Origin of the sequence: Variovorax paradoxus (assembly GCF_022009635.1) — a bacterium.
In the GTDB taxonomy this organism is placed as follows: domain Bacteria; phylum Pseudomonadota; class Gammaproteobacteria; order Burkholderiales; family Burkholderiaceae_C; genus Variovorax.
On sequence record NZ_CP091716.1, the window covers coordinates 7,770,284 to 7,781,862 of the forward strand.

11 protein-coding genes are annotated in these 11,579 nt (G+C 65.6%); 4 read left to right on the forward strand and 7 right to left on the reverse strand.

Features of this window, described 5'->3' with window-relative positions; genetic code table 11:
* Positions 1-9 precede the first annotated feature (9 nt).
* Genes L3V85_RS36260 through L3V85_RS36275 form a run of 4 tightly spaced genes read right to left on the reverse strand, consistent with a single transcriptional unit; the run spans position 10 to position 3,366 of the window.
* Complete coding sequence (locus L3V85_RS36260) at positions 10-1,290, reverse strand: TRAP transporter large permease (RefSeq protein ID WP_237677360.1); 1,281 nt, start codon at positions 1,288-1,290, stop codon at positions 10-12.
* Positions 1,287-1,850 carry a TRAP transporter small permease gene (locus L3V85_RS36265; protein ID WP_237677361.1) on the reverse strand — a complete coding sequence of 188 codons (564 nt, stop codon included), beginning with the start codon at positions 1,848-1,850 and terminating at the stop codon, positions 1,287-1,289. Before L3V85_RS36265 ends, L3V85_RS36260 begins: the two co-directional genes overlap by 4 nt.
* 47 nt (positions 1,851-1,897) lie before the next feature.
* Entirely contained in the window at positions 1,898-2,344 is a 447-nt protein-coding gene (locus L3V85_RS36270) for a type II 3-dehydroquinate dehydratase (protein ID WP_237677362.1), read from the reverse strand.
* 20 nt (positions 2,345-2,364) lie between these two features.
* Positions 2,365-3,366, reverse strand: coding sequence for a TRAP transporter substrate-binding protein (locus L3V85_RS36275; RefSeq protein WP_237677363.1), 1,002 nt, complete (start codon positions 3,364-3,366; stop codon positions 2,365-2,367).
* 158 nt (positions 3,367-3,524) lie between these two features.
* On the opposite strand from L3V85_RS36275, the gene L3V85_RS36280 reads away from it, so the two are divergent.
* Together L3V85_RS36280 and L3V85_RS36285 are read left to right on the forward strand one after the other, a co-directional pair.
* Positions 3,525-4,307: an IclR family transcriptional regulator gene (locus tag L3V85_RS36280; protein WP_237677364.1), complete on the forward strand. Its 783-nt coding sequence runs from the start codon at positions 3,525-3,527 to the stop codon at positions 4,305-4,307.
* A 25-nt stretch (positions 4,308-4,332) separates the two neighbouring features.
* Positions 4,333-5,352, forward strand: coding sequence for a TRAP transporter substrate-binding protein (locus tag L3V85_RS36285; RefSeq protein ID WP_237677365.1), 1,020 nt, complete (start codon positions 4,333-4,335; stop codon positions 5,350-5,352).
* Between the two features lie 90 nt (positions 5,353-5,442).
* Here L3V85_RS36285 and L3V85_RS36290 read toward each other — a convergent pair whose 3' ends face one another.
* Genes L3V85_RS36290 through L3V85_RS36300 form a run of 3 tightly spaced genes read right to left on the reverse strand, consistent with a single transcriptional unit; the run spans position 5,443 to position 9,474 of the window.
* Complete coding sequence (locus L3V85_RS36290; RefSeq protein WP_237677366.1) at positions 5,443-7,890, reverse strand: TonB-dependent siderophore receptor; 2,448 nt, start codon at positions 7,888-7,890, stop codon at positions 5,443-5,445.
* Positions 7,891-7,948: 58 nt separating this feature from the next.
* A complete protein-coding gene (locus tag L3V85_RS36295; RefSeq protein ID WP_237677367.1) occupies positions 7,949-8,962 on the reverse strand; it encodes a FecR domain-containing protein in 1,014 nt (337 codons plus the stop codon).
* Complete coding sequence (locus tag L3V85_RS36300) at positions 8,959-9,474, reverse strand: sigma-70 family RNA polymerase sigma factor (RefSeq protein ID WP_237677368.1); 516 nt, start codon at positions 9,472-9,474, stop codon at positions 8,959-8,961. Before L3V85_RS36300 ends, L3V85_RS36295 begins: the two co-directional genes overlap by 4 nt.
* 146 nt (positions 9,475-9,620) lie before the next feature.
* Between L3V85_RS36300 and L3V85_RS36305 the strand changes: the two genes are divergently transcribed.
* Positions 9,621-10,211, forward strand: coding sequence for an RNA polymerase sigma factor (locus tag L3V85_RS36305; protein WP_237677369.1), 591 nt, complete (start codon positions 9,621-9,623; stop codon positions 10,209-10,211).
* An 82-nt stretch (positions 10,212-10,293) separates the two neighbouring features.
* Positions 10,294-11,463, forward strand: coding sequence for a FecR family protein (locus L3V85_RS36310; protein ID WP_237677370.1), 1,170 nt, complete (start codon positions 10,294-10,296; stop codon positions 11,461-11,463).
* Positions 11,464-11,579: the final 116 nt, after the last annotated feature.

Here is an 11,579-nt window from a genome sequence, read left to right on the forward strand (position 1 = left end):
CGGGTCATCTCAGCCCCCGAACCATCGGGCGGGCACCGTCACCAACTGCGGGAAGATCACCATGACGAACATGATCGCGAACTCGGCCGCCATGAACGGCAGGACACCGCGGGTGACATCGTCCATCTTCATCTTCCCGACGCCTGCGACGACGTTCAGCACCACCCCCACGGGCGGCGTGATGAGCCCGATGGAGTTGTTGATGATGAACATGACGCCGAAGTAGACCGGGTCGATGCCCGCGGCAATGACGACGGGCATCAGCACCGGTGTCAGGATCAGGATGGTGGGTGTCATGTCCATCGCCGTGCCCACCGCCATGACCAGCAGCATGACCATGATCATCAGGAGGATCTTGTTCCCCATGAAGGGCTCGAGCAGCCCCACCACCTTGGACGGCAGATCCGCCACCGTGATCAGCCAGGCGCTCACCATCGCCGCCGCAATCAGGAACATGACCACGGCGCTTGTCTTCGCGGCGCTCACGAACACCTTGTAGAGCGCGTCGAAACTCAGCTCGCGATAGATGAAGGTGGCGACAAAGAACGCGTAGACGGCCGCCACCACCGCGGCCTCTGTCGGCGTGAACACCCCCATGCGCAGACCGACCAGGATGATGACGGGCAACAGCAGCGCCCAGCCGGCATCCCGCGCGGCCTTCATGACTTCGCGCGCCGGCTTGCGCGGCGGTGGCTGGATCTTCTCGTGTCGAACGAGCCATGCCCAGGTCACCCACAGCGCGCCGCCGATCAGCAGCCCCGGCACGATGGCGGCCATGAAGAGCTTGGAGATCGATACGTTGGCGGCAACGCCGAATATCACCAGGCCGATGCTGGGTGGAATCACGGGCCCGATGATTCCCGTGGCAGCGATGAGGCCGCCCGCCCGCGCCTTGTCATGGCCCGCCTTGACCATCATCGGCAGCAGCAAGGCGGTCAGCGCGGCGGCGTCCGCGACAGCCGAACCGGAGAGCGCCGAGAGCAGGCAGCCGGCCATGATGGTCACGTAGCCCAGGCCGCCCTTCACGTGACCGACCAGCGCGAGCGCGAGGTCGACGATGCGCTTGGACAGGCCCCCGACATTCATGATCTCGCCAGCCAGCATGAAGAACGGCACTGCCAGCAGCGGAAAACTGTCGGCGCCGCCGATCACGTTCTGCGCAAGGATCTGCGCATCGAACAGATCAAGGTGCCACATCAGCGCCACGCCGCATGCGAGCAGGGAGAACGCGATGGGAATGCCCATGGCCATGGCCACGAGCAGGGAGCCCACGAAGACAAGGATGGTCATTTGCGTGCTCCCGGTTCCTCGTCTTTCGGCCCCAGGATCTGCTTGAGCTGGATCGCCTCCTCCGACTCCTGGATCATCACCAGGTCATCGTCGGCGATTCGTCCCGTCAGCAGTCGAAGCAGATCGAGCCCCAGGATGAACGCGGCCAACACAGAGAACACCACGCCCGAGGCATAGACGATGGCCATCGATGCGCCGGTGACCGGTGCCGTGACGTCCCAGTTGATGCGTGCCTGCGCCATGCTCCCCTGAAAGAGAAGCCAGACGATGTAGAGCATGACCACGTGGCCTGTCGCGAGGCAGATTTTCTTGCCGACGGGCGGCAACTTCTGCACCACCATGTCCACGCCCAGATGGCCGTGCTCCTTGAGCGCGACCACCGCGCCAAGGAAGGTCATCCAGATGAAGAGCCAGCGCGACACCTCTTCGGACACGGTGATGCCCGAATTGAAACCGTACCGCAGCACCACATTGCCGAACACGAGCACGACCATGACCGCGAGCGCGGCGGCGATCAGTGCCTCGATGCCGGCACAGCACCGATCGATCCATTGATTCATCTTGTTTTTCTCTCTGGCGGTCCGTCGACATCGGACAGCCTGGTGTTTCAGGAGGCAGCCGCCTGTTTTTGCATATCGACCAGGGCACGCAATGCGGCCAGGTAGGAGTGCGGCCCCAGGCCTTGCACCGTCCCCTTCACCGCCGGCGAAATGATCGAATGCGCACGCCAGGTTTCACGTGCAGCGATGTTCGACATGTGCACCTCGATGGTCGGGAACGGCATGGCCTTGATCGCGTCGTGCAATGGCACGCCGTGCTGGGTGAGACCCGCTGGGTTGACCAGCGCGCCTTGGGCATCGTCGATATGGGAGTGAAGGAAGTCGATGAGATCGCCTTCGTGGTTGGACTGGATCGTCTCCAGTGCCACGCCGAGTTCGCTCGCCAGCGCTTGCAACTGGGCGTTGATTTCCGCAAGCGTGGTCTTGCCGTAGATATGAGGTTCGCGGCGCCCGAACAGGTTGAGGTTGGGACCGTGGAGAACGAGGATTTTCATGAAGTGAGCCGTGCCTGCGTTCATTGTTTGCGGATGCGAGCGAGTTCGTCGTTGTAGAGCTTGACGATGCCGGCGTCGTACTGCGAAGCGAACTTGTCGATCGCGGGCTTGGCGATCTCGCGCATGCGCACCTGCTCTGCGGCGCTCACCTCGTTGAACTGCGCGCCCTTGGCTTGCAGGTCTCCGATCGCCTTCTGCGCGGCGGCGCGGCTGACCTGCCGCTGATAGCCTCGCGCTTCGTCGGCCGCCTCATTCATCATCTTCTGCTCGGCGGCGCTCAGCGAATCCCAGAATTTCTTGCTGACCAGCACGATGTTGGCCGCGTACACGTGGTTCGTGGCGCTCACGAACTTCTGCACCTCGAAGAACTTGTTTGACAGGATCACCGAATAGGGATTTTCCTGGCCGTCGACCGCCTTCGACTCGAGGGCGCCATAGAGTTCGGCGAAAGGCATCGGCACCGGATTCGCCTTGAAGGACTTGAAGGTTTCCAGGAACACGGGGTTGGGAATGACCCGGATCTTCAGGCCCTCGAGATCTTCCGGCTTGGCGATGGGGCGCTTGCTGTTCGTCACGTTGCGAAAGCCCAGGTCCCAATAGCCCAGGGCCACGAGGCCCTTTTCCGGCAGCTTGGCAATCAGCGCCTGACCCAGCGGACCATCGAGCAGCGCATCGGCCTGCGCGAAGTTGTTCACCGAGAACGGAAAGTCGACCAGACCGAACTCCTTGACGATGCCCGCCAGCGAGGTCGTGGCCGGCGCCGACATCTGCTGCACGCCGCCTTGCAGGGCGGACTGCTGCTGCATCTCGTTGCCGAGCTGGGAGGCCGGGTACTCCTGCACCTTCATCTTGCCGCCGCTCTTGGCGGCGAGCAGTTCGGCGAAGCGCTTCACGCCGAAGCTCACCGGATGGTCCGCGTTGTTGAGATGGCCGAAGCGGATCACCCGCTCCTGCTGGGCCCAGGTCGGGGCGACAAGACCGATGCACAGGCCGGCGACGGCAAGCGTACGAAGAAGTTTCACGGATGGTCTCCAGAGGAAGGCAGAAAAGTCTGACTGGCGCGATTCTGAGTTTTCCGGAAAAGCTTTCCATTATGGAAATCCCTTCCCATGATCTGATAGAGTGATAACGTCGCAACGTCGCGCGGACAAATGGGCGCGACTGAACCGGGAGACATGAAATGAGCGAAATGCTGGGACGCAGCTTCAAGGTCTTGGAATATCTGGCGGAGCATCCGCAGGGCGTTGCACTGTCCACCGCGGCCAGTCAATTGCAGATCCCCTTGAGCGCATTGCACCGATTGCTGACGGAACTGATTCGCTGCGGGTACGTGCGGCAGAACCTGGCCGATGGCCACTATGTTCTGACCATCAAGCTCGTCTCCGTCGGCTTGTCGTTCCTGAGCAACTCGGGGATCGTGGACGTGGCGCAGCCCTTGCTCGACCAACTGGCCTCGACCTCCGGCGAACTGGTGCGCCTGGCGGTGGTCGATGGCGAAGACCTGACCTTCGTGGCCAAGGCGCAAGGGGCCACGCACGGGCTTCGCTACGACCCGGACATGGGGCTGTCGGTCGCCCTGTCGTGCAGCGCCGCCGGACACGCATGGCTCTCGACGATGAGCGAGGACGATGCCATGGCACTGGTGGCCAAGAAGGGGCTGGGCAAGCCCGAAGACTACGGCCCGAAGGCGCCCACCACGCTCAAGGCGGTGATGACCTATGTGAAAGCCACTCGCCAGCGCGGGTTCAGCATGATCAACGAGGTGTTCGCACCGGGAATGACCGCCATGGCCGCACCGGTCTTCGCTGTCAACGGTTCGGTGATCGGCGTCATCACCATCGCGGGGCCCGCCGTCAGGCTGACGTCGCAACGGATGGAGGCACTGGGACCTGCGCTGCTCGGTACGGTCGAGGAGGTCGCGCGCGCCAGCGGTGCTTCGGCGCTATTCAAGAAAAGAGCATGAACGACACAACGAGGAGACAACTGCCATGAAGACGAAGAGTGCGATTCGCAGGCTGCTGGTGGCCACCGTCGCCGCCACGGCCGTTCTTGCCGCGTCAGGCGTGGCTGCGCAGGTCAAGGAGCGCACGCTCAAGTTCGCGTTCCAGAACCAGACCGGCCACCCGCAGGCGCTGGGTGCGCAGAAGTTCGCCGACCTGGTAGCTGCCAAATCCGACGGCAAGATGAAGGTGAAGTTGTTTGCAGGTGGCGTGCTCGGCGGTGACCTGCAAACCGTGTCGGCGCTGCAAGGCGGAACGATCGAACTCACGGTGCTGAACGCGGGCATTCTCTCGGCGCAGGTGAAGGAGTTTGCGGCCTACGACTTCCCTTTCCTGTTCAACGATGGCAAAGAGGCCGATGCGGTCACCGACGGCCCCTTCGGCCAGAAGCTCATGGCCAAGTTGGAGGACAAAGGCCTGTACGGCCTGGGCTACTGGGACCTGGGTTTTCGCAACCTCACCAACAGCAGGCGACCGATCACCAGGGCGGACGACATCACCGGCCTGAAGATCCGCGTGATCCAGTCGCCGATCTATATCGACGTGTTCAGCGCGCTGGGCGCCAACGCAACCCCGCTGCCGTTTCCCGAGCTGTACCCTGCGCTCGAGCAGAAGGCGGTCGACGGCCAGGAGAATCCGAACACGACCATCCTGTCGTCGAAGTTCTCCGAGGTGCAGAAGTACATCACCCAGACCCGGCACATCTACAACCCGCAGGCGCTGCTGATCAGCAAGAAGACCTGGGACAGCATGAGCGCGGAAGAGAAAAAGATCCTGACGCAGGCGTCGAACGAGGCGACCGTGTTTCAGCGCGCCGCCTCGCGAGGCGCCGCCGATGGCGCGCTCGACGCGTTGAAAAAGGCGGGCATGACCGTTTCGGAAATTTCACCGGAAGAGATGACGAAGCTGCGCGCCAAGGTCAAGCCGGTGATCGACAAGTACGCCGCATCGGTGGGCGACACCACCGTCAAGGAGTTGATGGCAGAAGTCGAGAAGGCTCGGAAATAGGATGGATGCTCTCCTCCGGTCCGCGCCCCTTGTTCGGCAAGGGCGCAAAGACGCGAACCGAGCAGAGCCCAATCGCTACGACGCCGACTTTCACCAACGGTATTTCGCGCTCAGCACCGCCGTGCGTTCCGAGCCCCACAGGCAGCCGCTGCTGCAGGTCGCGACGTATTTCTTGTTGGCGAGGTTGCTCACGTTGAGTGCGAAGCGCCACGGCCCGCGCTCGTAGTGGATGGCCGCGTCGACCAGCGTGAATGACGGCGTGCGCACCGTGTTGGCAGCGTCGTCGTAGGTCGAGCCGACATAGCGCACGCCGACGCCGAAGCCCACGCCCTGCAGATCCCCGCCCTGCACCTTGTAGTCCAGCCAGGCCGAGGCGGTCTGCTTCGGCGTGTTGACGGGCATCCTTCCCTGGTTGCCGTCGTTGCTGCGCGTGACCTTCACGTCGTTCCAGGTGTAGTTGGCCGTGGCGTCCAGGCCGCGTGCCAGGCTGAACTTGCCTTCCAGCTCGAGCCCGCGCGAGCGCACTTCGCCGGTTTGCAGGTAGTAGTCGGTGTGATCCGGGTCCAGCGTGAGCACGTTGCGCTTGGTCAGGTCGAAGACGGCGGCGGTGAACAGGCTGCGGCTGTCCTCGGGCGCGTACTTGATGCCGATCTCGGTCTGCTTGCCGCGCGTGGGCTTGAAGGCCTCGTCGTAGAAGTCACGGCCCGCCTGCGGCAGGAATGACGTGGCATAGCTCACGTACGGTGCCCAGCCCGAATCGGTGAGGTAGGTCAGGCCGGCGCGGCCGCTGAAGGCGTGGTCGCTCTGGCGCTGCACGGTGCCGGCCAGGCGGTCGACGGTGCTCTGCGAGGCCCAGTCCATGCGGCCGCCCAGCGTCAGCAGCCAGTGGCGGTCGAAGCGCAACTGGTCCTGCACATAGAGGCCGGTCTGGCGCAGCTTCTGGCGCGAGTCGTCCGTCAGCTCCGTCGGCGCGGCGAACGGCAGGCCGTAGACGGGGAACAGCGTGTCCAGATCGGGCGCGGTACCCGGATGCCGCAGGAACGTGAGCTTGCGCTCGGACCAGTCGGTGCCCACCAGCAGCGTGTGCTCGACGTTGCCCGTGCGCAGCTTGCCCTGCAGCTGCGTGTCGATGACGCTCTGGCGCGTCTTCTCGTCGAAGGCGGCGGCGTTGCGCTCGATCGTGTGGCCGTCGTCCAGCAACGCGCCGTCCTGCACCCGGCGGTAGTTGACCTTGACATCGGCCACGCGCGCATTCTGGCGGAAGGTCCACGTGTCGTTCAGGCGGTGCTCGAACTGGTAGCCGATGCTCGACTGGTCCTGGTCGAAGCCGTTGTAGTTGGGCTCGCCGACCAGCACGCGCGTGATGCTGCCCACGGGCGGCGGCTCGGGGTTCGTGTAGTAGAAGGCGTAGCCGCGGTTGCGGTCGCGCTTGATTTCCGACAGCAGCGTGAGCGTCGTGTCGGTGGACGGCTTCCATGTCAGCGAGGGGGCGAGGTAGAAGCGCTGGTTGGCACCCCGATCGCCGTTGCTGTATTTGTCCTGCGTGCCCGTGTCCAGCCCCGTACCGACGATGCGATAGAGCAGCTTGCCGTCGGCGTCGAGCTTGCCGCCCAGGTCCGCGGCCACCTGGCGCCGGTTGAAATTGCCGAGCTGCACTTCGATTTCGTTCACCGCATCGGCACGCGGGCGCTTGCTCACGCGGTTGACGATGCCGCCGGCCTCGCCCTGCCCATAGAGCACCGAGGTCGGGCCGCGCAGCACTTCGATGCGCTCCAGGCCATAGGGCTCGGAGCGTTGGTTGGCAAAGTTGGCGTTGGTCGCCATCGGCAGTCCGTCGAGGTACAGCGCCGTTCCGAAACCGTAGAAGCCGCGCAGGTTGACCCAGTCCTGGCCGCGCGAATCGGGCCCGTACTGGTCGACGGTGACACCCGGCACGTAGCGCAGCGCCTCGGTCACATCGAGCGCGCCGCGCGACTCGAGTTCGCTGCGCCCGAGCACCGAGATCGACTGCGGAGTCTCGATGATCGGCGTGTCGGTCTTGGTGGCGGTCGCGCTGCGCTTGGCGGCGTAGCCGTCGACGGGACCGGTGGCCGTTTCGCCTTCCGCCGAGCCGAGCACCGTCACCGTGGGCAGCGCGGCATCGGCAGCGGCTGCCGGCGCCGCTGCCGGTGCGGCTTGGCGGGTCAGCACATAGCTGCCGTTGGGCTGCTGCGTGGCGCGCAGGCCGCTGCCGGCCAGCAGCGCGTCGAGTCCGCCCTGCACCGAATAGCTGCCCTGCAGGCCGTTGCTGCGCATGCCGGCCGTCGTCTCGGTCGGGAACGACAGCAGGATCCCGGCCTCGCGGCCGAAGCGGCCCAGCGCGTCGTCGAGCCGGCCGGGGGCGATGCTGAAGTTGCGCGTCGGCGCCGCGGCGGGCTGGGCGATGGCGACGCCCGGCAGCGCCAGCACGCTCGCCGCGGCGATACCGCCCAGGGCGAACTGATGGATGGCACGCGACAGGGCGTTGCAGAGGGGGCGTTGGGTTGGTCCGCGATGCATTTTTCTTGAAGTGCGAAGGTTGAAGGTGGTGGCTTTCACCTTCCATGTCCCCCGAGATTCAAGAACGGACCACCCCTGGCGATATTTTTTTTCGGGGTGCCAGGCTCACCCGCACCGTTTGCAGGCCCCAGAAGCGCGTGACGACCTGCACCTCAAGCGACAGCACGGCACTGAGCGTGTCCAGCACCTTGTCGATGTCCGCCAGCGGATACGAGCCCGACACGCGCAGGTCGGCCACGGCCGGATCGCTCGACAGCGGGCGCGCGCTGTAGCGGCCCAGCTCGGCGAGGAAGTCCGCCAGCCGCATGCCCTTGGCGACGATGAAGCCCTCGGTCCAGGCGGTGCTGTCGGCGTCGGCCCATTGGGGTGCGTCGATGGTGTCGGCGGCGAAACGGGTCTTCTGGCCGGCCTGCAGCACCTGCGTGCGCCAGGCCGCGCGCCGCGGCGTGATGCGCACCGCGCCCTCGAACACGGCGATGTCGCTGGCCCCGTCGAACTGGCGCACCGTGTAGCGCGTGCCCAGTGCCTGCGCCTCGCCCTGCGCGGTCTCGATCAGGAAGGGGCGGCCCAGCGCGTCCTTGGCAGTGGTGATGAGCAATTCGCCCGACAGGAGACGCACGCGCCGTTCGGTTGCGCTGAACTTCACGTCGACGGCGGTACCGGTGTTCAGGACCAGCACCGTGCCGTCGTCCAGCGTGGTCGTGCGACGTTCGCCGAGACCGGTGCGTTGAGCGGCGATTTCTTCGCCCCAGCGCGTCTGGCGCCCGACCGTCCACGCCGCGCCGCCCGCGAACAGCAGCACGGCCAGCGCGGTGACGGCCTGACGGCGCCCGCGCGAACCGGTGCGCGTGAGTGCCGCATGGGCCATGGCCGTGCCGACCGGCGTGGCCAGCCGGTGGAGCTGGCCGTTGACGGCTTCGATGCGCTGCCAGGCGCGCTCGTGGTCGGGATGCGCAGCGCGCCAGCGCTGCCATTCGTCGCGCAGCCTGGACGCGGCGGGCTCGCCCTGCAGATCGAGCAGCCATTCGGTCGCGCGCTGTGCGACGTGCCTTGGAACGGGCGCCTCCGTCATGCCGGCTGCGCGTCCGCGAAGTAGCACTGCATGGCGGCCTTGACGAGATAGCGCTTCACCGTGGTGATGGAGATCGACATCAATGCCGCGACCTCGGCGTGGCCCAGGCCGTCGAGCTGGGTCAGCAGGAACACGCGCCTGACGGGCGGCGGCAAGCCATTGAGCAGGCGGTCGATTTCGGTCAGCGTCTGCAGCAGGATGGCGCGCTCTTCTTCCGAAGGTGCCATCGCCTGCGGCACCTGGGCCAGCGCCTCGAGGTACGCGCGCTCCAGCTGCTGGCGGCGCCAGTGGTTGGCCAGCACGCGCTGCGCCACCGTGGTGAGAAAGGCGCGCGGCTCCTGGATCGCGACCGCCTCCTGCTTGGCCAGCAGGCGCACGAAGGTGTCGTGCGCGAGATCGGCCCCCTGATGCATGTCGCCAAGCTTCTTGCCGAGCCAGCCCCGCAGCCAGCCATGATGGTCGCTGTAGAGCGATTCGATCTGCGGATGGGCTGGAAATTCAGAAGCCGCCATGACAGCAAGGTGCGAGTGGGACGTGGAGTGTAGCGTTCGCAATGAGAACGATAAGCATTTGCCACATAATACCTGCCGCGTCCGTCGCGACGCGGCACCTCTTCTCGTCGCCGCCCCCTGCCCTGCGTCCTGTTCGACTTCGTCCCGTGTTCACCCGCTACTACCGCGAACTGCTGCACTTCCTGGGACGCTCGGTCAAGGATCAGCACACGGCCGCGGACCTCGTTCAAGAGAGCTATGCCCGGGTGCTCGTCGCGCAAAAAAATGGCGAGGACATCGTCGATCCGCGGGCGTTGCTGTACCGCACGGCGCGCAATCTGCTGATCGATCGTCACCGCCACGACCAGGTGCGTCGGGCCGCCCTGGGCGAGACCGTGGACACGGATGAGGACGAAGAGACGCTGAGCCAATTGGCCGCGCCGCCCGCCTTCGAACCCGAGGTGGCCGTCGCGTCACGGCAAGGCGTTCAGGCACTCCTGACCACCATCGGCGAACTGCCGGTGCGTTGCCGCCAGGCCTTTATGCTCCACAAGTTCGAGGGACTGTCGCATGCCGAGGTCGCCGAGGAGATGGGGATCACGGTCAAGATGGTCGAAAAGCACATCAAGATGGGCTTGCAAGCCTGCAGAGCTTGCCTGGAGCAGCAGGCGGGAACAGCGGCTGCACGCGCAACCCGCCAGCCCGCAGGCACGCCGCCGCCTGGCGCTGTCGACCCCTCTGCGAAGACGCCGCCATGACGACACCCGGTTATTTTCTTGTGTTGCAGGTAGGGTTGAACGCCGCTCGTTCGTCTGCAAAGGTAGGAGCGCCCCTTTCACCATGAGTCGCCTGTCGCCCCCGCTCACCTCCCCCGGCCTGCCCGACGAGCAGGCGCTGGACTGGTTCGTGCGCCAGCAGCGAGGTCTTTCTCCCGAGGAGCAGGAACAGCACCTGCGGTGGCTTGCCGATGACGGCGCCCACCGCGCGGCCTATGCGCGGTGGCAGTCCAGTTGGGACGCGCTGGACAACGTGCCCGCCGACGGCTTGGCCGCGTTGAACGCGCAACTGACGAAAGACTTGCAGAACCTGGCGACGCAAGAGCAGGAACAAGCGCCCGCGCAAGAGTCGTCCGCCAGCGGCCGTCGCGGTTGGCGCCAATGGGCTGGCTGGCTGCTGGGCGGCAAAGCCTGCGGCCATGGAACGTCGGCATGGCCCACCGCCTGGGCCGCACCGGCGCTGGCTGTCCTGCTGCTGGCCGGCGGCTTTTTCGGCTGGGAGTTCTGGCAGCGCCAGCCCACCTACAGCGCGCAACACGCCACCGCGCGCGGCCAGCAGATCCAGGTGCAACTGCCCGACGGCTCGGTCATGCGGCTCGACACGCTGACGCGCATGGACGTGGCCTTGTATCGCCACCGCCGCGAGGTGCGCTTGTCCGAAGGGCAGGCGGTTTTCCAGGTCGCGCATGACGCGAGTCGCCCGTTCCAGGTGCTGGCCGGCCCGTTGCGCATCACGGTGGTCGGTACGCGTTTCTCGGTGCGCTACACCGCCGGCACGCTGGGGCAGTCCGACGTGCGGGTGGCAGTGGAAGAAGGCCGCGTGAGGGTCGAGCCGATAGAGCCCTCGGCAACGCACGACGGATCGGTGAACCGGCGGGTGGAGCTGACCGCTGGCGAGCAGATCGCGAGCGATGCCCAAGGTGGCCTGGGCGCCATCACCCCTGCACCGTCCACAGGCATCGCGCCCTGGCGCAACAACCGGGTGAGCTTCGACAACACGCCGCTCGACCAGGCGCTGGCCGAATTCGAGCGCTATGGCGCTACGCGATTGCGAGTGCAAGACCCGGCCGTGGCCGCGCTGCGCCTGACCGGCACCTTCGATCCACGACACCTCGACAATTTCGTGCGGGCGCTGCCACAGGTGCTGCCCGTGCGTCTGGTGGCCGATCCAACGGCCAAGGCCGGCGTGGCAGCACCCACGACGTCCGGTCCATGGCTGGTGGTGGGGCGCTGAACGCGGGTTCTCCATCGCACCGGATCGCGATCCTCTTTTCGGAACTTTCTTGAATATTTTTGCGGCCTGAAGGTAGGGCCCGGCCGCGGTTGGCCGTCTACATGAGAAGGATTCCC

Excerpts from the sequence above, each read along its gene's own strand:
- L3V85_RS36260 (WP_237677360.1), bottom strand. The coding sequence starts at position 1,290 with ATGACCATCCTTGTCTTCGTGGGCTCCCTGCTCGTGGCCATGGCCATG.
- L3V85_RS36265 (WP_237677361.1), bottom strand. The coding sequence starts at position 1,850 with ATGAATCAATGGATCGATCGGTGCTGTGCCGGCATCGAGGCACTGATC.
- L3V85_RS36270 (WP_237677362.1), bottom strand. The coding sequence starts at position 2,344 with ATGAAAATCCTCGTTCTCCACGGTCCCAACCTCAACCTGTTCGGGCGC.
- L3V85_RS36280 (WP_237677364.1), top strand. The coding sequence starts at position 3,525 with ATGAGCGAAATGCTGGGACGCAGCTTCAAGGTCTTGGAATATCTGGCG.
- L3V85_RS36285 (WP_237677365.1), top strand. The coding sequence starts at position 4,333 with ATGAAGACGAAGAGTGCGATTCGCAGGCTGCTGGTGGCCACCGTCGCC.
- L3V85_RS36290 (WP_237677366.1), bottom strand. The coding sequence starts at position 7,890 with ATGCATCGCGGACCAACCCAACGCCCCCTCTGCAACGCCCTGTCGCGT.
- L3V85_RS36295 (WP_237677367.1), bottom strand. The coding sequence starts at position 8,962 with ATGACGGAGGCGCCCGTTCCAAGGCACGTCGCACAGCGCGCGACCGAA.
- L3V85_RS36300 (WP_237677368.1), bottom strand. The coding sequence starts at position 9,474 with ATGGCGGCTTCTGAATTTCCAGCCCATCCGCAGATCGAATCGCTCTAC.
- L3V85_RS36310 (WP_237677370.1), top strand. The coding sequence starts at position 10,294 with ATGAGTCGCCTGTCGCCCCCGCTCACCTCCCCCGGCCTGCCCGACGAG.